Origin of the sequence: Mycobacterium sp. NPDC049093 (assembly GCF_040704635.1) — a bacterium.
GTDB lineage: Bacteria > Actinomycetota > Actinomycetes > Mycobacteriales > Mycobacteriaceae > Mycobacterium.
On record NZ_JBEZJS010000005.1, the window covers coordinates 571,323 to 590,860 of the forward strand.

General features: G+C 66.6%; 20 protein-coding genes. 13 read left to right on the forward strand and 7 right to left on the reverse strand.

The genetic code is table 11. From position 1 onward, the window contains the following. Positions 1-110: 110 nt before the first annotated feature. On the reverse strand, positions 111-842 hold the full coding sequence (locus AB0876_RS23105; RefSeq protein WP_491837064.1) for a helix-turn-helix domain-containing protein: 732 nt from the start codon (positions 840-842) through the stop codon (positions 111-113). A gap of 69 nt (positions 843-911) precedes the next feature. On the opposite strand from AB0876_RS23105, the gene AB0876_RS23110 reads away from it, so the two are divergent. The 5 genes from AB0876_RS23110 to AB0876_RS23130 all read left to right on the forward strand — a co-directional run bounded on the left by AB0876_RS23110 (position 912) and on the right by AB0876_RS23130 (position 6,290). Then, positions 912-2,798 carry a S9 family peptidase gene (locus tag AB0876_RS23110; protein ID WP_526043024.1) on the forward strand — a complete coding sequence of 629 codons (1,887 nt, stop codon included), beginning with the start codon at positions 912-914 and terminating at the stop codon, positions 2,796-2,798. Then, positions 2,795-3,481 carry a DUF3159 domain-containing protein gene (locus AB0876_RS23115; protein WP_526043025.1) on the forward strand — a complete coding sequence of 229 codons (687 nt, stop codon included), beginning with the start codon at positions 2,795-2,797 and terminating at the stop codon, positions 3,479-3,481. Before AB0876_RS23110 ends, AB0876_RS23115 begins: the two co-directional genes overlap by 4 nt. A gap of 284 nt (positions 3,482-3,765) precedes the next feature. Beyond that, complete coding sequence (locus AB0876_RS23120) at positions 3,766-4,452, forward strand: methyltransferase domain-containing protein (protein WP_526043026.1); 687 nt, start codon at positions 3,766-3,768, stop codon at positions 4,450-4,452. 232 nt (positions 4,453-4,684) lie between these two features. Next, entirely contained in the window at positions 4,685-5,284 is a 600-nt protein-coding gene (gene lysE, locus AB0876_RS23125; protein ID WP_526043027.1) for an L-lysine exporter, read from the forward strand. A gap of 85 nt (positions 5,285-5,369) precedes the next feature. Continuing rightward, positions 5,370-6,290 (forward strand): alpha/beta fold hydrolase, encoded by a 921-nt coding sequence (locus AB0876_RS23130; protein WP_526043056.1) that lies wholly within the window; start codon positions 5,370-5,372, stop codon positions 6,288-6,290. Here the strand turns inward: AB0876_RS23130 and AB0876_RS23135 are convergent. After that, on the reverse strand, positions 6,283-6,711 hold the full coding sequence (locus AB0876_RS23135; RefSeq protein ID WP_491837069.1) for a hypothetical protein: 429 nt from the start codon (positions 6,709-6,711) through the stop codon (positions 6,283-6,285). The genes AB0876_RS23130 and AB0876_RS23135 overlap by 8 nt on opposite strands. 346 nt (positions 6,712-7,057) lie before the next feature. Here AB0876_RS23135 and AB0876_RS23140 point away from each other — a divergent pair, with 346 nt between their 5' ends. The 4 genes from AB0876_RS23140 to AB0876_RS23155 all read left to right on the forward strand — a co-directional run bounded on the left by AB0876_RS23140 (position 7,058) and on the right by AB0876_RS23155 (position 12,275). Beyond that, the gene (locus AB0876_RS23140) at positions 7,058-9,091 is read left to right on the forward strand and encodes a toprim domain-containing protein (RefSeq protein WP_526043028.1); all 2,034 of its coding nucleotides are present in this window, start codon (positions 7,058-7,060) and stop codon (positions 9,089-9,091) included. 12 nt (positions 9,092-9,103) lie between these two features. Next, entirely contained in the window at positions 9,104-11,248 is a 2,145-nt protein-coding gene (locus AB0876_RS23145; protein ID WP_526043029.1) for a DNA gyrase subunit A, read from the forward strand. Positions 11,249-11,276: 28 nt separating this feature from the next. Then, positions 11,277-11,417, forward strand: a complete 141-nt coding sequence (locus AB0876_RS23150; protein WP_491837072.1) for a hypothetical protein — start codon at positions 11,277-11,279, stop codon at positions 11,415-11,417. A 93-nt stretch (positions 11,418-11,510) separates the two neighbouring features. Next, entirely contained in the window at positions 11,511-12,275 is a 765-nt protein-coding gene (locus tag AB0876_RS23155) for a glycoside hydrolase domain-containing protein (RefSeq protein WP_526043030.1), read from the forward strand. A 9-nt stretch (positions 12,276-12,284) separates the two neighbouring features. On the opposite strand, the gene AB0876_RS23160 is transcribed toward AB0876_RS23155, so the two are convergent. Then, positions 12,285-13,754, reverse strand: a complete 1,470-nt coding sequence (locus AB0876_RS23160) for an amidase (protein ID WP_526043031.1) — start codon at positions 13,752-13,754, stop codon at positions 12,285-12,287. Positions 13,755-13,855: 101 nt separating this feature from the next. Beyond that, entirely contained in the window at positions 13,856-14,356 is a 501-nt protein-coding gene (locus AB0876_RS23165; RefSeq protein WP_526043032.1) for a GNAT family N-acetyltransferase, read from the reverse strand. 88 nt (positions 14,357-14,444) lie between these two features. Between AB0876_RS23165 and AB0876_RS23170 the strand changes: the two genes are divergently transcribed. Further along, positions 14,445-14,693: a hypothetical protein gene (locus tag AB0876_RS23170; RefSeq protein ID WP_526043033.1), complete on the forward strand. Its 249-nt coding sequence runs from the start codon at positions 14,445-14,447 to the stop codon at positions 14,691-14,693. Positions 14,694-14,711: 18 nt separating this feature from the next. Here AB0876_RS23170 and AB0876_RS23175 read toward each other — a convergent pair whose 3' ends face one another. Genes AB0876_RS23175 through AB0876_RS23185 form a run of 3 tightly spaced genes read right to left on the reverse strand, consistent with a single transcriptional unit; the run spans position 14,712 to position 17,114 of the window. Further along, positions 14,712-15,566: an SDR family NAD(P)-dependent oxidoreductase gene (locus AB0876_RS23175; protein ID WP_526043034.1), complete on the reverse strand. Its 855-nt coding sequence runs from the start codon at positions 15,564-15,566 to the stop codon at positions 14,712-14,714. A 25-nt stretch (positions 15,567-15,591) separates the two neighbouring features. Continuing rightward, positions 15,592-15,777: a ferredoxin gene (locus AB0876_RS23180; RefSeq protein WP_526043035.1), complete on the reverse strand. Its 186-nt coding sequence runs from the start codon at positions 15,775-15,777 to the stop codon at positions 15,592-15,594. Then, positions 15,774-17,114 (reverse strand): cytochrome P450, encoded by a 1,341-nt coding sequence (locus AB0876_RS23185; protein WP_526043036.1) that lies wholly within the window; start codon positions 17,112-17,114, stop codon positions 15,774-15,776. The genes AB0876_RS23180 and AB0876_RS23185 overlap by 4 nt, the downstream gene beginning before the upstream one ends. Before the next feature lie 156 nt (positions 17,115-17,270). Between AB0876_RS23185 and AB0876_RS23190 the strand changes: the two genes are divergently transcribed. From AB0876_RS23190 to AB0876_RS23200, 3 genes are all read left to right on the forward strand, one after another. After that, entirely contained in the window at positions 17,271-17,885 is a 615-nt protein-coding gene (locus AB0876_RS23190) for a TetR/AcrR family transcriptional regulator (RefSeq protein WP_526043037.1), read from the forward strand. A 75-nt stretch (positions 17,886-17,960) separates the two neighbouring features. Next, positions 17,961-18,842, forward strand: a complete 882-nt coding sequence (locus tag AB0876_RS23195; RefSeq protein ID WP_526043038.1) for an enoyl-CoA hydratase/isomerase family protein — start codon at positions 17,961-17,963, stop codon at positions 18,840-18,842. A gap of 131 nt (positions 18,843-18,973) precedes the next feature. Beyond that, positions 18,974-19,300: an MmcQ/YjbR family DNA-binding protein gene (locus AB0876_RS23200; protein WP_491837082.1), complete on the forward strand. Its 327-nt coding sequence runs from the start codon at positions 18,974-18,976 to the stop codon at positions 19,298-19,300. The last annotated feature ends 238 nt before the right edge of the window (positions 19,301-19,538 follow it).

The window sequence follows — 19,538 nt, forward strand, 5'->3', positions numbered from 1 at the left end:
CATCCATCGCCCCAGTGAAGCATGGCGGTGTCAGTCGGTTCTGCGAGCCCAGAGCGGCGAGAAGCGGGCCACCCCCGCCGGCGGTAGGTTGCCTATTTCCTTCCCAAAACCTAGGTAGCCAGCCGCCGCACGATCTGACCGGCCCGGCGCAACACGTCCATCTGCGCCGGATTGTAGAGATCGGCCATCGCGTCATCGATGGTCTTCTCGGCGAAGTTCGCACCGCGCGGCGCGTCGGCGCGGGCCTCGGCAAGTCCGGGATGACCCTGCCGGACCGACCAGATGTAGGGCGCCAGCCGCTCGGCGAGATCCTGGCGGGTCGCCTCGTCGGCGTCGGCGGACAGCGTGTCCAGCTCCGATGCGGCCGGATCCTCGCGGGTGTCCCTGATCAGGTCGGCATAGACCTGTCGGCCGCGCGGGCCCAGCACCCGGCTCAGGACCACCACCAGTTTGCGATCCGCGTCGGTCATCTTGGCGACGGCGCCCACGGGCGCGAACTCGGGCGGCAGATCCGTAGGCGCGGAAGTCTCCAGCAGCTCGCCGAGCTCCTCACGGGCCCGCTGCAACCGGTCGATGGTCGCCGCCAGCTCGGCGTCCAGTTCCCGCAACGCCTGTTCGGGATGCTCGTCGGTGTCACCCATCGCCCCTATCTGCGGGAGCGAGAACCCCAAGTCGACGAGCCGTTTGATGCGGACCAACCGGACCAGGTGCGCCACGCCGTACCGCTTGTACCCGTTTGACCGGCGTTCGGGCTCCGGGAGCAGACCGACCTGGTGGTAATGGCGGACGGCGCGCAAGCTGGTGCCGGCCAGTTCGGCGATCTCCCGAGTACTCCACGCCACCTGTCCATCATGCCCAGGCCCATGCCCGGGACTTGACTGTGCCGTTACGTCCGAGTGTGCGATGGAGGGATGCCAACACCTGAGTTGCTCCCCGTCGACGATCTGTTCGCGCCGCCCGCCCGCGCGCAGGCATCGATCTCACCCGACGGCACCCGTATCGCCTACCTCGCGCCATGGCGGGACCGCCTCAACATCTGGATCCAGGACGTGGACAACCTCGACGGCGAGCCGCAGCGCATTACCGCCGACAGCACCCGCAGCATCATTCATTACGAGTGGACCAGGGACTCCCGCTGGTTGCTCTACCTGCAGGACACCGGCGGCGACGAGAACTGGCATGTCTTCCGGGCCGACCCGCAGGACCCCGAGTCCGGTGCGGTCGATCTGACCCCGTTCCCGGGAGCGATGGCCGGCCATGAACTGCTCGGCGATCCGGCCAAGGCGATGGTGTACTCCAACAAGCGCACACCTACTCTGATGGACGCCTACGAGCTGGACATCGCCACCGGTGAACTCACCATGGTGGCGAAGAACCCCGGCAAGGGAGCAGGCTGGCGGGCCAGCAGCAACGGCGACTTGTTTTCCACCGCACTGACCGCCGACGGTGACGTGGAGCTGTTGCAGTGGGAACCGCAGACCGAGACACTGCGCTCCATCGTCACCTTCGACGGCCGTGACTACACGCTGGGGCTGTACCCGATCACCGTCACCCCCGACGGCACCGGCATCTGGGTCGGCTCCAACGACGGCACCGACCGGACCCGCATCGTGCGCGTCGACGTCATCACCGGCGAGCAGACCCACGTCGACAGCCATCCGGTCTACGACGTGGACACCCGGGCCAGCGTGTTCACCACGCTGGCCGAGCCGCTGATCCTGGACCGGCGCACCGGCGATCTGCTCGGGGTGCGGTACCTATTGGAGCGACAGGTGATTCAGCCGCTGGATCCGCACTTCGCGGCCGTGCTGGCGAACCTGGAGAAACTGTCCGATGGCGACGTGAACGCCCTGAGCTCCGACCTGACCGGCCGACGCTGGGTGGTCAGCTTCACCCATGACCGCGAAGCCGGGATGACCTACCTCTACGACCACGACACCCGGGACAGCCGGCTGCTGTTCGGGTCTCATCCGCAGCTGGATCCCGAGGCCCTGGCGGCGATGGAGCCGGTCACCATCCGCTCGCGCGACGGGCTTGATCTGCACGGGTATCTGACCCTGCCGGTCGGGGTGCCGCCGAAGGATCTGCCGATGGTGCTACTGGTGCACGGCGGGCCCTGGACGCGGGACGGCTGGATGTTCACCCCGCCGGTGCAGCTGCTGGCCAACCGCGGATATGCGGTGCTGCAGGTCAACTTCCGCGGATCGGCGGGCTTCGGCAAGGCCTTCACCAAGGCCGCGGTCGGTGAGTTCGCCGGCAAGATGCACGACGATCTGATCGACAGTGTGGACTGGGCCGTCGAGCAGGGGTATGCGGATCCGAAGCGGATCGCCATCTTCGGCGGCTCTTACGGTGGATACGCGACGCTGGTGGGCGTCACCTTCACACCCGATGTGTTCGCCGCCGCAGTCGATTACGTCGGCATCTCCGATCTGAGCAACTTCATGCGGACGCTACCCGAGATCGCGCGCCCGCATCTGGCCAACAACTGGCACCTGTTCGTCGGCAACCCCGACGACCCAGACCAGTTGGCTGACATGCTGTCGCGTTCACCGATCACGAAGGTCGACCAGATCCGCACGCCACTGCTGGTCATCCAGGGCGCCAACGATGTTCGCGTGGTCCAGGCCGAATCCGACAACCTGGTCAAGGCGTTGCGCGACCGCGGAGTCGAGGTGGAGTACATGATCAAACACGACGAGGGGCACGGATTCGTCAACCCGGACAACGTGATCGACATGTACAAGACCGTCGATCGCTTTCTCGCCGAGCACCTCGGTGAGGGACGGAAGTCGTGACCAACGGACCGGGGCAGGGACATTCACCAACGTTGCTCGAACGGGTGGGCGGGGTGTCCGGGCTGGTGTATGCCAGCCTGCCCACGTTTGCCTACGTCATCGCGAACGCGATCGCCGGTCTGGACGCCGCGGTCGCGATATCCGTCGGCGTCAGCGTCGGTCTGATCGTGTTCCGGCTGTTGCGCAAGCAGCCTATTCAGCCGGCGGTATCGGCACTGTTCGGGGTCGTCGTCGCCGCGCTGATCGCCTACTACACCGGCTCCGCCGAAGACTATTTCCTGCCGGGAATCTGGCTCAGTCTGGCGATGGCGACCGTGTTTTCCGTATCCCTCTTGCTACGGCGCCCGTTGGTCGGAGTGATATGGAACCTGCTGCGTAGCGCCGGGCCCGATCGATCATGGCGCGCCGACACCGTGGCGCTGCACGCGTTCGACGTCGCCACGCTGGCATTCGTGGCGCTGTTTTTTGCGCGATTCGTTGTGCAGCAATGGCTTTACGATGGCGGCTTCACCGGCTGGCTGGCTTCTGCTCGGATCGCCATGGGCTATCCACTGCTCGGCGCGGTATCCGTGGTGGTGTACTGGGCGGTCCGCCGTGCGAACCGGCAGATCGACTCAGACATCGACCGGCACAGCACAGGGACCGATGCGAGCGACTCTCCGGAGCCCGCCGCGTGTCCCTGATGCGGTGCTGGGGCGATTCCTGGCCAGTCGTGAGTCGTTGATTCTGGTGCAGTAGATTCCGATGCCGCCCAGGATTGGAACGGTGGTTTGGTCCAGACGTTCGGGCGAGGTTGTCGTTGCATGACTGAACCAAGGCGTGGACTAACGCACTGAGGTGTGGTGCCGCGGCGCAGTAAGTTCGGCGACGACGTCGTGCCCGCTGCTCACAACCGTGACGAAAGTACATATTGCCCAGATGGCAAGTTTACTTGCCACCTCAGACCCCAGGCGGCCAGCCTCGTGGCGTGACCACACCACCGAACCCATTTGACGATCCCGCCCACGTCGCCATGTACGCCAAGCGCGCCGGGCAGATGGTGCCCGCCCTGGCCGACATTCATCGCCTGGTCGGCGTCCTCATCGAGGAACGCGCTCCGTCTGACGCGAGGCTGCTGGTGCTGGGGGCCGGCGGAGGACTGGAGACGAAGGCACTCGCGGAAACTCACCCAGGGTGGACCTTCGATGCGGTCGATCCGTCGGCCGCGATGCTGGAGCTCGCGATACAGACCCTCGGATCAAACGCGTCGCGGGTGACGATGCACAACGGATACATCGACGATGCACCGCTTGGCCTCTTCGACGCCGCAACCAGTCTGCTGACACTGCACTTCCTTGCACCCGACGAACGCCTGCGTACAGCGACCGAGGTACGGCGTCGACTGACGCCCGGGGCACCGTTCGTCGTGATGCATCTCAGCATTGCGCACCGCGATGAGGCTGAACGACAGACCTGGATAGACCGGCATGTGGCATACCTCGTCGCAACGGGCATCGCTCCCGCGGATGCTCAGAAGGCTCGTGTTGCAATCGAATCCGGCGTCCCCGTCGTGTCACCAGAGGAAGACCGCACCATCCTCGAGGAGGCCGGCTTCACCAACATCGCAGACTTCTTCCTAGCGTTCAACTTCCGGGGGTGGGTCGGCTACGCGTAGTCCACCCGGAGATCGGGTTGGGTCTCACGCCACCAGCATCAACAACTCCTCAACTAGACGCCGTTGCATTCGCCCACAGAACCCAAGATGGAATTGCCAGCGGAGAACTGGAAACGACAACCGAGCGGGGGCACTCGACCCCCCCGATCACTAGCCTCGACATAAGCGCGGCTAATTCATCTGAAGAATCATTAGCTGTACTTGATCACCGCACGTCCATAGCCTCGAACACATGGCTTCACCTGTGCTCATCGGATTCCTCACCACCATGGCGCTCATCGCCGCGATCGGTGCGCAGAACGCGTTCGTGTTGCGTCAGGGCATCCGTGGGGAGCACATCGTCGCCGTCATCGCGTTGTGCACGGTCTCCGATCTGATCCTGATCGCCGCCGGCATCGCCGGTGTCGGCGCGCTGATCACCGCACACCCCGACGCCATGACGGTGGCGAAGTTCGGCGGGGCGGCCTTCCTGATCGGCTACGGCGTCCTGGCCGCGCGGAGGGCCTTCCGGCCCTCGACCCTCAACCCGTCCGAGCGCACGCCGGCGCGCCTGGCCGAGGTGCTGGTCACCTGTCTGGCGCTGACCTGGCTCAATCCCCACGTCTACCTGGACACCGTGGTACTGCTCGGCTCGCTGGCCAACGAACACCACGAGCAGCGGTGGCTGTTCGGCGCCGGGGCGGTGGCCGCGAGTGCGGTGTGGTTCACCGGGCTGGGCCTGGGTGCCCGCCGGCTGGCCGGGTTGTTCGCCACCCCGATGACCTGGCGCGTCCTCGACGGGCTGATCGCGGTGATGATGATCGCGCTCGGCGCGAGCCTCGCGCTGCCCTGAGCGTCGAAGGACCCTCCGGCCGACATAGGCCGGGGCGGGTCTCGACCCATTTCCGACGATGAGACAGAATCAGCAGGTGAACCGCATGTTCCGGCGTGGCGTGCCCGCGGAGGCCCCGCATCCCTTTGCGAACGCCCCGGCCTGGTTCACCTCCGCCCTGGAACAGACCCCCGAACACTCGACCATCGATGTCGACGGCTGCGCCATCCATGTTCGGAGCTGGGGCGACCCGGACAATCCGCCGCTGGTGTTCGTCCATGGCGGCGGCGCCCACTCCGGCTGGTGGGATCACGTCGCCCCGTTCTTCGCCCGCACCCATCGTGTCGTCGCGCCCGACCTGAGTGGGCACGGCGAGAGCGACACCCGCAGGGAATACGCCCTGTCGATCTGGGCCCGAGAAGTGCTCGCCGCCTCGGACGCCTCCGGGTCCACAGCCCGGCCCACCATCGTGGGGCACAGCATGGGCGGCTGGGTGGGCGCCTCGGCCGCCACCCGCTACGGCGCACAGATCGACAGCATCCTGGTCATCGACTCCCCGCTGCGTGATCGCGCCCCGGAGGAGGTCCGGTTGCGCAACCGGCGTCGCGACACCGCCGGATACGCGACCGAGGACGAGATCCTGGCCCGATTCCGGGCGGTGCCGAAGCAGGACGTGACGCTGCCCTATATCGGTCACCACATCGCCGTGCAGTCCGTGCGCAAGACCGACAACGGGTGGGTGTGGAAGTTCGACCCGGACATCTTCGGTGGCCATCTCATGGACGAGACAGCCACCGATCAGGAACTCCTGGAGCACACCTTTGCCCGAATCCCTTGCCGGGTCGGGTATTTGCGATGCGAGAACGGTGTGGTCCCACCGCCGATGGCGGCCCAGATCCGGTCGATGCTGCAACTGCGCGGCCCGTTCGTCGAACTCGCCGAGGCCGGCCACCACCCGATGCTGGACCAGCCCCTACCGCTGGTGGCGACGATCCGGACCCTGCTGGAATTCTGGTCGATCACCTAGCGGCCAACGGCCCGGCGAACGACTTCTTCAGCGCGCTCGGGGCGACGGCCGGCAACAGGGCGGCCAGCAGTTTGCGCTTGAGCCCGGTCGGAGTGCGGACCAGCTCGATGTCGACGCGCGTGCCGGTCTCCTGCGGCGTGAGTTGGAATATCCAGCCGCCGCCCGGGCCGAAGACCTTCGAGTCATGGGTGGTCACGGTGACGCGCCGGCGTTTGGCGTCCCAGTCGTAGCGGGCGCGCTCCCACGCCGACGCTGTGCCTTCGGTCACTTCTGCCCAGGTGTCCCCCAACGCATGCACGTGAAAATGCTCCTCGTCGATCGTCGGCCACCGATCTGGCCGGGACGGGCCGAAGTCGGTCAGCACGTCCATGAGGGCGACGTGGTCGAGCGTTGAGGACATCTGGAACCGAACGACGGGCATTGCTTTGCTCCTTCGGGATTGAACTGGGACATACCGACATTCACCTGGTAGCCGCGCGGGGCCGGCAGCCGAGGCGAACGCCACCCGATCCATCTGACCCGAGGAAGCTGATCTAGTCCAACGATGGTTTTTGATGGGAGCCATCTCAGTTGGAGATGACCTTGTCAGCGCGCGGATCGGCCCGGCAGAATCCCCGAGGCATCTGATCTTGATTCGATACCCATTCTTTCGGCCGTGGCTGTCGGAGGCTGTCTGCCTTCCAAGAGAGAATGCTTACGCCGCCCGCCGAAAGTGGGCGGCTGGAACCGATCGCTCCGGCATCGGCCCTGGTGGGAAAGGACCAGCAGTGAGTTACAACGCCGCAGACATCACCGAGCTCGACGATGTCCAGCACACCCGCCTGCGGCCGGCGGTCAACCTTGGGCTCGACGTGCTCAACACGGCGCTGCGCGAGCTGGTGGACAACGCGATCGAAGAGGTCGCCGATCCCAGCCACGGCGGGTCCACGGTCACCATCACCCTGCACGCCGACGGCTCGGTCAGCGTCGCCGACGACGGTCGCGGCCTTCCGGTCGACTCCGACCCCACCACCGGGAAGAACGGCATCGTCAAGACCCTGGGCACCGCGCGGGCCGGCGGCAAGTTCTCCGCGCACACCGACGCCACCAGCACCGGCGCCGGCCTGAACGGAATCGGCGCCGCGGCAGCCGTGTTCATCTCGGCCCGTACCGACGTGACCGTGCGCCGGGCGGGCAAGACCTACCTGCAGAGTTTCGGCGGCGGCTACCCCGGCACCTTCGACGGCAAGGATTTTGATCCAGAAGCGGAGTTCACCCGCTCGGACACGCAGAAACTGCGTGGCACCGGCAACCGCAAGCCCGACGCGCACGGCACCACGGTGCGCATCCTGTTCGACGCGACGGTGGTGCCGGACTCGACCGTGGACATCGGTGAGGTCCTGCTGCGGGCGCATGCCGCGGCGCGGATGTCGCCCGGGGTGCACCTGGTCGTCGTCGACGAGGGCTGGCCCGGCGAGGAAGTCCCGCCCGCCCTGCTCGAACAGTTCAGCGGCCCGTGGGGCACCGACACCCTGCTGGACCTGATGTGCACGACCTCGGGCAATCCCCTGCCCGGTGTGCGTGCCGCCGTGGAAGGTCGCGGCGAGTACACCACCGGCCGCGGCCCCACCCCGTTCCGCTGGTCGTTGACGGCGGGCCCGGCCGAGCCGGCCACCGTCGCCGCGTTCTGCAACACCGTGCGCACCCCCAACGGCGGATCCCACCTCACCGCCGCGATGAAGGGACTCTCCGAGGCTCTGGCCGACCGGGCGTCCCGCATCCGCGACCTGGGTCTGGCCAAGGGCGAGGACGGCCCGGAACCGCAGGACTTCGTCGCCGTCACCGCCCTCGCCGTGGACACCCGCGCACCGGATGTGGCCTGGGACTCGCAGGCCAAGACGGCGGTGTCGTCGCGGTCGCTGAACGTGGCGATGGCCCCGGATGTCGCACGTAGCGTCACCATCTGGGCGGCCAACCCCGCCAACAACGACGCGGTGTCGCTTTGGACCAAGCTGGCGCTGGAGTCCGCCCGGGCGCGGCGCAGCGCCGAAGGTGCGAAGGCCCGCTCCCGCGCGGCGTCGAAAGCCAAAGGGCTGGGGACGAACCTGTCGTTGCCGCCGAAGTTGCTGCCCAGCCGGGAGACCGGCCGCGGTTCGGGCGCCGAATTGTTCCTGTGCGAGGGCGATTCCGCGCTGGGCACCATCAAGGCGGCGCGCGACGCCACCTTCCAGGCAGCCTTCCCCCTGAAAGGCAAGCCGCCCAACGTCTATGGGTTTGCACTGAGCAAGGCGCGGGCCAAGGACGAATTCGACTCGATCGAACGCATCCTGGGCTGCGGCGTGCGCGATCACTGCGATCCGGAGCTGTGCCGCTACGACCGGATCCTGTTCGCCTCCGACGCCGACCCCGACGGCGGCAACATCAACTCCAGCCTGATCTCGATGTTCCTCGACTTCTACCGGCCCCTCGTCGAGGCCGGGATGGTCTATGTGACGTTGCCGCCGCTGTTCGTGGTCAAGGACAGCCAGGACCGGATCTACTGCCAGGACGAGTCCGAACGCGACGCGGCCGTGGCGCAATTGAAGGCCACCTCCAAGCGCAAGGTGGAGGTGCAGCGCAACAAGGGTCTCGGCGAGATGGATGCCGACGATTTCTGGAACACCGTGCTGGATCCGCAGCGGCGCACCGTGATTCGAGTGAATCTCGACGACGGTGAAGCCAAGCTGCACCACACCCTGTTCGGCGGGCCGCCGGAAGGCCGGCGCACGTGGATGGCCGAGATCGCCGCCCGTGTCGACACCGCAGCGCTCGACTTGACCTAGGAAGAAGTACTTGTGACCGCCACCCTGGATGTTCCTGAGCAGAATCCTGACCTGGTGCTCGATCAGAGCGCCGATGACTACTGGAATCACTACCAGCTGACGTTCGCGCTCTACAGCGTCAGCGACCGCGCCATCCCCTCGGCGTTCGACGGGCTCAAGCCGGGCCAACGCCGCCTGCTCTACCAGATGCACGACTCGAAACTGTTGCCCGGCAACAAGCCGCAGAAGTCCTCGAAGATCTGCTCGGCGGTCACCGGTAACCTGCACCCGCACGGCGGCGCATCGATGTACGGGGCCGCGGCACTGATGGCCGCCGAGTTCCAGCGCGTGAAAGTCATTGACGGACAAGGCGCGTTCCCCCGCATCCAGGGCGATATTCCCGCCGCGGACCGCTACACCGAGATGCGGCTGTCGGCTCCCGGCGCCGCGCTGACCGCGGAGCTCGACGATCACGCCGTACCGATGGTGCAGACGTTCGACGGCGAGTGGACCGAGCCGACGATGCTGCCAGCCCAGTGGCCGGTGCTGCTCTGCAACGGCGCGGTCGGTATCGCCGAAGGGTGGGCCACCAAGGTTCCCGCGCACAATCCGCGTGAGGTGATGGCCGCCTGCCGGGCTCTGCTGGCCCGACCGAACACGACCGATGACACGTTGATGAAGCTCATCCCCGGGCCTGACTGGGGCTGCGGGTCCACCGTGGTCGGCTCCAACGGCCTGCGGGAGTACATCACCACCGGCCGCGGCATGTTCACCGTCCGCGGCACCCTGACCGTCGACGGCAAGAACGTCATCGTCACCGAGCTACCTCCCGGTGTCGCCAGTAGCACTGTGCAGGACAGGATCCGGGCCCTGGTCGAGTCCGGCGAGTTGTCCGGCGTGGCCGACATGTCGGATCTGACCGACCGTCGCAACGGGCTGCGCATCGTCGTCACCGCCAAGCGTGGCCACAGCGCCGAGACCATCCGCGAGCAATTGCTGGCGCTGACACCGCTGGAGTCGACGTTCGCCGCCAGCCTTGTCGCCCTCGATGAGGACCGGGTGCCACGCTGGTGGTCGGTGCGCGAACTGATCTCGGCGTTCCTGCATCTGCGCGACTCGGTGGTGCTGCACCGCAGCGAGTACCGGCTGGAGAAGGTCACCGCGCGCCGCCACCTGGTGGCGGGCCTGATGAAGATCCACCTCGACATAGACGCTGCTGTCGCGGTCATCCGCGGCTCCGACACCGTCGACGACGCCCGACAGGGACTGCAACAACGCTTCGAGATCGACGAAGAGCAGGCCAATTACGTTCTGGCCCTGCAGCTTCGACGGTTGACCAAGCTCGATGTGATCGAGTTGCAAGCCGAAGCCGACAAGCTCGACGCCGAGTTCGCCGAACTGACCGAACTGGTCTCCAACCCCGACGCCCGCCGCAAGGTGATCGACAAGGAGTTGGTGGAGACCGCGAAACTGTTCAAGGGTCCCGAGTTCGACCGCCGCACCGTGCTGGACTTCGAGGCCACCCCGACCGCGTCGGGCGCCGACGAGGACGGCCCCCGGGAGCGGAAGGTCAACACCTCCTGGCGCCTGGACGACCGCGGCGTGTTCTCCGACAGCCACGGTGACCTGCTCACCTCGGGTCTGGGATGGGCGGTGTGGACCGACGGCCGGGTCAAGTTCACCAACGGGAACGGCCTGCCGTTCAAGATCCGCGATATCCCGGTGGCGCCGGACATCACCGGGCTGCTGCGTTCCGGGGTGATGCCGGCCGGCTATCACCTGGCGCTGGTGACGCGGCGCGGCAAGATCCTGCGCATCGACCCCGCCGCGGTGAACCCGCAGGGCGTGGCCGGCAACGGCGTGGCCGGAGTGAAGCTCGTCGCCGATGCCTCCGGCGACGAGGTGATCGCCGCGCTGCCGATCAGCTGCGAGAACGGCGAGGCCATCCTCTCGACGTCCGAAAAGAGCTGGAAGGTCACCGAAGTCGCCGACATCCCGGTCAAGGGCCGCGGCGGCGCCGGCGTCGGTTTCCACCCCTTCGTCAAGGGCGAAGACGCGCTGCTGTCGGCGGCGATCTCCCCGACCGGATTCGTCCGCGGCCGCAGGACCGTGCGGGCCGAGAACCGCGCGAAGGCCTCGGTCAAGGGTGCCGGGACGGACGTGACACCGGCGCCGTAGCCTGGCGACAACAGCATGAGGGGGCTCCATGGTCAGCGCGGAACCACACATCTACATCACCGTGCCGTCGGTACGGATCTGGATCAAGAACAACCGCTGGGCAGCCGCCGCGGTGGCATTCGTCGCTGCCGCAGTGCTGCTCGCGGCGGTGGTCTTGTTGTTGTCGTGATGGCCGCACCGTTGGGATAACGGTGCGGCATCAAACTGAAAACGACCCGCGAGCCCACAAGGGTCACAACAGTCACTTTGTTAACATCACGCCGTGCAGGTTTCCAGGCGCGACGCCTTGCGCTACGCCGCTGCGGCCTCAGCGCTGGCCGGTCTCGGCGTGGCGTCGGCAGGGATGCCCGTCGCATCGGCCGCCGCCCCGACGCTGATCGACTTCGCCATGCGTCAGATCCCGGCGCAGCACATCCGGGCCGCCGGCCACTCCGGGGTGATCAACTACGTCTCGACGTCACGTCCGGGCTCCTCCATGGGCGCCAAACCGATCACCCTGCCCTACGCCAAGCAGCTGACTGCCGCCGGATTGGTGATCGTCAGCAACTACCAGTACGGCAAGCCGGGCGGGACTGCCCCGTCGGACTTCACGCGTGGATACGCCGGCGGCGTGGCCGACGCCCGCACCGCCTGGCAGCTGCACACCGCAGCTGGCGGCGGCCAGAGTGCACCGGTCTTCTTCAGCGTGGACGACGATATCGACCGCAACACCTGGAACAACGTCGCACTGCAGTGGTTCCGCGGGATCAACTCGGTGCTCGGCGTGCAGCGCACCGGCATCTACGGGGGAATCAGACCGTGCCAGTGGGCAATTGGCGACGGTGTCGTCGGGAGATCGAGCACACCCGGCCGCGCGTGGGCGTGGCAGACCCGGTCCTGGTCCGGCGGTCAGGTTCACCCCGCCGCGGTTCTCTACCAACGGGTGGTCAGTACGGCGTCGAATCCGGGACCGGTGGTCGGTGGACTCGAAGTCGACGTCAACGATGCCCTGGCCCAAGATGTCGGCCAGTGGAACCTCCATCCATAGGGCCACAACTCAGATCGGCGCGAGGCGACCGGCCCAGGGCATTGCCTGCTCCAGCTGGGCCGCCAGCTTGAGTAGCAGCGCTTCCCCGGCGAGCGGTGCGACGAACTGGACACCGAGTGGCATGCCGTCCGCGGTCCAGTGCAGCGGCAGCGAGATCGCCGGCCGGCCCGTGATGTTCGCCAGTTGCGTGTAGGGCACCCAGCCGAGGTTCTTGTCCACCATGTCGTCGACGATCTTGGTGTAGCGCAACAGGCTTGCGGTACGCGTCTTGATCAGTGCGTCGGCCGCATGCTGCAGCACGACCGGCAGATCGAACTCGCCGATCCGCGGCGGCAGGGTTGCCAAGGCAGGCGTCAACAGCAGGTCGTACGACTCGAAGAACGTGGTCAGGCGCCGCGTATGTTCGTGGCGCCGCTGCACCGCATCCAGATAGTCGACGCTGCTCGTGGCGCGGCCGATCGCCGCCATGATGAGCGTGTCCCGTTCGAAAGACTCGTCACCCGCGCCGGTCAGCCGCTTCGCCTCGGCGAGTTCCCATGCGCTGTAGACGAACCAGGTCAACAGGAAGTCGCGGGCGAGCACGGCGTCGTCGAACGGTGCTTGGGGAAGTTCCTCGACATGGTGGCCGAGTTCGGTGAGCGCGGCGGCAGTTGCCTCGACGGCCGCGAACGCCTCGCGGTGTGGCGCCGGGTTGATCGCCGTCGGCACTCGCAGCCCGATACGCAGCTTCCCGGGGTCCGCCCCCACGCAGGACGCGAACGACTCGGCCGGCAGACCCGGCACGTACGGCCCCCAGGGCTCGCCGCCGCTGAGGACATCGAGCATCGCCGCAGTGTCACGCACCGTCCGTGAGACGACGCCCTGAACGGCCGCGCCGTGCATGGATTCTCCGACCAGCGGACCCGACGGGGTGAGCCCGCGGCCCGGTTTCAGCCCGACGAGACCACAGCTGGCCGCCGGGATGCGGATCGATCCGCCGCCATCGTTGGCGCCGGCGCAGGGCACGATGCCCGCGGCGACGGCCGCCGCAGACCCTCCCGAACTGCCACCCGGCGACCTGTCCAGATTCCAGGGATTGCGGGCCGGCCCCCATGCCTCCGGCTCGGTGATTCCCTTGGCGCCGAACTCAGGGGTGTTGGTCTTCCCGAAGATGACCAGGCCCGCGTCGATCCAGCGCTGCACGACCGTGGCGTGCTCGGCGGCATTCAGCGACATGAGCGCACGCGAGCCGGCCGAGGTGGGCAGGCCCGCATAGTCCTGCGCAAGATCCTTGATCAGAAAGGGCACCCCGGCGAAAGGCCCGGTCAGATCACCCGTCGGCGCCGCTGGAACGTCGCGCACGATCGCGTTGATCTTCGGGTTGACCGCCGCCGCACGCTGCTGGGCTACCTCGAGCAGCTCAGCTGCCGAAACCTGCTTGTCAGCAACCAATTTCGCCAAAGATGTGGCGTCGTGCGCCCGGTAGTCGTCAAAGTCCACCCCATGAACCTAGACCGCGCCGGCGTTGCGCAGTGAACTACCGCCGGATCCCGAGCTGCGTCGGGTCCGCGACACCGGCGGTCGGGTCACCCCGAAATGCCCTACAAAGGGCCGAGGTTGAGCTTGTACCCGACGTGCGTCGCGACAAAGCCCAGACGTTCATAGAAGCGATGGGCGTCAACACGACGCTCGTCGCTGGTCAACTGGATGAGCGCACAACCACGCCGCTGCGCTTCGGCGATCGCCCAGCCCAGCATCGCAGCCCCGAGGCCCATCCCTCGATGATCCTCGCGGACCCGGACCGCCTCGACCTGCGCGCGTGTCGCCCCGCGCCGGGCGAGGCCCGGAAGAAAACTCAGCTGGAACGTGCCCACGACCGCTCCGTTGCGATCGGCAGTCACGAGCAGTTCGCTCGGGTCGGCATCGATGGCGTCGAACGCACCCAGATACGGACCGATGTCCTGGTCCGGGAGATCGCCACGAGTGTGCGCGACCGGGTCGGCGGTGATCAGTGCGACCAGCTCGGCGACGTCGGCACGGCGGGCCCGTCGCAAGGTTATGACCACGCCGGGTTTCAACGCGATGGTCGCCAACGCATCCACCTCGCCAGTATGGCAACGATCGCCGATGACGTTCCCGCCACCTGAGACGCACCGTTTGGCGGCAACCCAAAATGGCTACCGACAAAGCATGTCTGAACCCAACACCGGCAACCGCATCGACGACGTCGCCCCCGGCGACATCATCAGTCTCGGTGGCGGTGAGCCGGCCTGCAAGGTGGTCCACAAGGAACCGAGCGAATCGGGCTACCTGGTCACCTTCGAGGTGGACGACGGAGAGATGTTCCAGCGGGAGGTGGCCGCCGACACACCGGTCACGCGGTCCCTGGAGTCAAAGTGGGAGTCGACCCAGACCCCGACCGCGCACCCACAGTCCTGAAACCAGCGGCATCAAGACTCAGCGCACCAAGGTGGCGCCGCCGTCCAACCGGATCTGCTGCCCAGTCATGAACCGTGACTCGTCGGCCAGCAGATACAGCGCCGCATACCCGGTCTCCCAAGCGCTGGCCCGGCCCATCTTCAGCTTCACCACTTCGGCGTAGGCTTCGTCGACCTCGTCGGGCTCGAACCCGAACAGCGACTGGGAGTCCGTGTTGCCCAGCGTCGAGTCGATCGGGCCGAGCATCAGTGTGTTGGCGCGGATGCCTGCGGCGGCGAACTGTGCGGCGGTCAGTTCCGTGATGTAGTTCAACCCGCACTTGCCCAGGGCGTAGGGCATGATCCCGATGTTGAGTCCGACTTCGTTCTTGATGCTGGCGATGGACGAGATATTGATGATGCTGCCGGTGGAACCGCCCTCGTTCTTCTCCATGCATTGTGCGGCAAAGAGATTGCAGTAGTAGCAGCCCAGCATGTTCACGTTGATGCCATGGTTGAAGTCGTCGGCGCTCATCGAGTTGTTCACCCGGTCGAAGGGCGGGTTGATCGCCACGCTGTACACCATCCCGTCTACGCGGCCGCTGTTCTGCATCGCAGTGTCGAAGATGCGCTGGCAGTCGTCCTTTTCGGCGACGTCGGCCTGGACCGCGTACGCGGTGCCCTTCTCCGCGGTGATCATGTCGACCGTCTCCTGTGCGGCAGCGAGATTGCGGTCGACGACCACCACCTCGGCGCCGTGGCGCGCCGCCACGATGGCGGTGGCGCGGCCGTTGCCGATCTTGGGGCCGGGCATCTGCCCGCCGCCGACGACGACCACCACCTTGCCGGTCAGGTCGAACACGGTGCGGTCGGGACGATCGAAATCTGTTGACATGATTACTCTTTCCTTGACTAATGGGCTAGATGCGGATGGCCCGCTCCGGGCAGCCGTCGACCGCTTCGGCGACGGCGCCTTCGAGCTCGGGAGGGATGTCGGTGGAGATGGCCTCGGCGTAGCCGCCGTCGGTCAGCGTGAACACCTGTGGACACAGGGCTGCGCACACGCCGTGCCCGCGGCACAAATCGTCATCGACGACGACTTTCATCGGGACGCCTTCGTCATGTCCGCGGCCGAGGTCAGGTTGAGGTGCAGATCGGTGAGACCCCGCAGGATGTAGGTCGGCACATAGTCGTAACGTCGCGCATCGGCGCCGCCGTGCCAGGCCTCGTCGATCTCGATCGCACCGGTGCTCGCCAGCAGCCGCTGGATCACCACTTTCGCCTCAGCCCGAGCCAGGGGTGCGCCGACGCAGCTGTGGACACCGCGGCCGAACGCAATGTGCCGGCGGGCGTTGTGCCGGTCGAGGTCGAAGACGTCAGGGTTGTCGAACTGGCGCGGATCCCGGTTGGCCGCACCGTAATGCACCATCACCACAGTCCCCGCGGGGATCTCGACACCGCCCACCGTCGTGGTGGCGCGGGCCAGGCGGAAATCCCCGCGGATCGGGCTCTCGAAGCGCAGCGCCTCTTCGACGAAGTTCGGGACCTGGTCGGGGGCACGGCGCAGCCGCTCTTGGAGTTCGGGATCCTCGGCCAGGAGCTTCAGCGCCGAAGACAGCAGTCGGACCGTGGTCTCCTGACCGGCCGAGAAGAGATTGGCCGCCACCCGCACCACATCCATGACCTCCGGAGTCGACCCGTCCGGGAACGTCGCGTGCGCCATCTCGGTCATGACATCACCGCGAGGTTCGTGGCGGCGCTCCGAGATGTAGTCGGCGAAACGGTGGTAGAGGAATTCCAGCGGCGCGTGCGTCATGACCGCGTCATCCGTACTGCCCAGCGAGTTGTCCCCGGTCAGCCGTTCGGTGAGTTCGGGACGGTCCGCCTCGGGAACACCGAGGAGATCCGCAATGACCAACAGCGCGAAGGGATTCGCGACGGCACCGAGGAACTCACCCCCACCACCGGCGACATACGGCTGCAGCACCTGATCGGCCAGGCGCCACATGAACGCCTCGTTCTCCTTCAGGCGTTTGGGGGTGATCAGGCGGCTCAGCAGCGAGCGGTGCGCCGTGTGCGTCGGCGGGTCGAACGACGGAAGTTGGTCACTGAACGGCAATTCGGCACGGTGGGCCTCGATCAGCGCACGGACTTCCGCCTCGTCGAGCCCCTCCAGCGGCACCGGGAACCCGGGGGTCGGGCCGGTGACGGTGTTGCATGACGAGAACGAGTCGTGGTCGCTGACCACCGCCAATGCTTCGTCGTACCCGGTCACGATCACCACGTTCTGCGACGGCTCGCGGAGCACGGGACTGGCAGTCCGCATGCGCTCAAGGATCGGGTAGGGATCCGCGACCAACGAGGCATCGTGGAAGAAGTCGACGCCCTGGAGCGGGGACGTATCGGTGGACGAAGTCTGCTGCGGTGCGGTGTTCAACGGCATGGTGTTCTCCTCGACTGGGCTGAGGCAAGCTGACCAGCTTGGCGCAGAAGTACTGACCAAACGTACAGCTGGTTCCTGACCAATCGTACAGGCATATACTGTACGAATGGTCAGTCAGGGCGATTTTGTTAGGAAAGCTACATTTAGGCCGGCCCGGTGAGCGGCTCCGGGGCGGGCGCCGGCGGCACGACCCGGCAGAAGTTGATCGAGGCCGCCATCGAGCTGTTCCGGCGGCACAGCGTCGCCGGCACCTCGCTGCAGATGATCTCCGATGAGCTAGGTCTGACGAAATCGGCGATCTACCACCATTTCCGCACTCGCGATGAGCTGCTCACCGCCATCATGGAGCCCGTCGTCAGCGAGCTTGCCGCCCTCGTGGCGACCGCCGAATCGCAGCGTGGGAGTCGCGCCCAAGCCGAATCGATGCTCACCGGCTACATTTCCCTCGCCGTATCGCACCGCGACCTGTTTCCCATCCTCACCGGCGATCCCGGCGTCACCGAACTGCTCCGAGGGCAACCGCACTGGCGTGCGATCGTGAAGCGACAGGCCGATCTGCTCGCCGGTGCGGAACCTGGCGTGGGCGGCCAGGTCCGCGCCGCGATCGTGATGGCAGGCATCTCGGCGGCGGTCGGGGTGGAATTCGCCGGCCTCGACGACAGCGAGCTCTACGACCAACTGGTCACAGCGTGCCGACGCACGCTCGACCTGCGACCGCCACGGCACGCACCAGCGCACGCCGACGCAGCGGGAGCGCGCGTCCACGGGTGACGGCCGTTGCCTCCGTTGCCGCGAGAATCCCGCCTTGGGCAAGCTGAGTACCAACTCACCCGAGAAGGAGCACCTGTGGAGTACAAAACGATCCGGCACGAGCTCGACGACGGAATCCTGACCGTCGTCCTCGATCGCCCGGACAACCTCAATGCCTTCACCGTCGAGATGGCCGACGAGTTGGAGCGCACCTTCGTGGCGGTCAACGACAATGACGCCGTGCGTGCCGTCATCGTGACGGGCGAGGGCCGGGCATTCTGCGCCGGCATGGACCTGTCGAGTCAGGGCAATGTGTTCGGCCTCGACGAGTCGAAGTCGCCAAGCCTGGCCGACATGGCCGACCTCGACGATCCCGAACTGAGCCGGGTCCGCGACACCGGCGGACGGGTCACCCTGGCGATCTACGCCTGCCGCAAGCCTGTCATCGCTGCCATCAACGGGGCCGCGGTCGGAATCGGCGCAACGATGACGCTGGCCATGGATGCCCGGCTCATGTCGACGAAGGCCCGCTTCGGGCTGGTCTTCGGAAAACTCGGGATCACACCGGAGGCGTGTTCCACCTGGTTCCTGCCCCGAATCGTCGGCATGCCAGCGGCTTTGGACCTGGTCTACCGCTCTGACATCCTCACCGCAGAGGCTGCCCGCGAGATCGGGCTGGCCCAGGACGTCCACGAGCCGGACGCGTTGATCGCCGAGGCACGGGCGATGGCGGACGCGTGGACCCGCGACCGCTCCCCGGTCTCGGTCGCGCTCATGCGGCAGATGCTGTACCGCAACGCCGCCGAGCCGCACCCCGTCGACGCGCACCGGATCGACTCGCTGGCCATGTTCTACACGAGCATCGGTGACGGCCGCGACGGCGTGCGGGCCTTCCTCGACAAGCGCACCCCCGAGTTCACCGGACGTGCCTCCCAGATGCCGGCGTTCTATGAGGAGTGGATCGGCGGCCAGGCGTAGCAGCACTGTGGGTTTCAGAACGTCGACCTCGCGGTTGACCCGTTGCCCTCGTCGACACCACAGGTCCCCATCCGGGGCACCTCGGTAGGCTGCCTGAGCGCATACCCCTGCTCGATCGGAGGCCGATACCCGTGCTCGACGCTGACGATGTGCGCAGCATCGCGCTCTCCTTCCCGGAGACCGCCGAGAAGGAGCGCTGGGGCCATCCGACCTTCGACGTCGCGGGCAAGATGTTCATTACGGTGCCCGACGACGAAACCTCATTTGCCGTGCGCTGCCCCCGATTTGACCGCGAGGAATTGATCGCGGCCGAACCGCAGAAGTTCTGGGTGCCCCAACACGAGGCCGCGTCAGCCTGGGTACGGGTCCGGTTGGCTGCACTCGAGGATTCGCAGGAACTCCGCGACATTTTGCTCGACTCATGGCGACAAGCCGCGCCCAGCCGGCTGACCGAGTAGCTACGCGCCGCCGTCGGTGCCTGCACCCGCCGGTCGTCCGACGGGTGCGCGTGTCGCTTCTCAATCTCGATGACACAGACCGCCGCCTCTACCTGCAAGTTTGCAAGATTCTCACGGAGATCGCACAGCCAATTTTCTCATCCTGAGGTGGGCCCTTCGTAGTGGTCCAGTTGTTGTGGGACTCTGTTGCCCGAGTGTTCGGGCAGGAAGAATCGACGACGACATGGCAGGTAGCAAG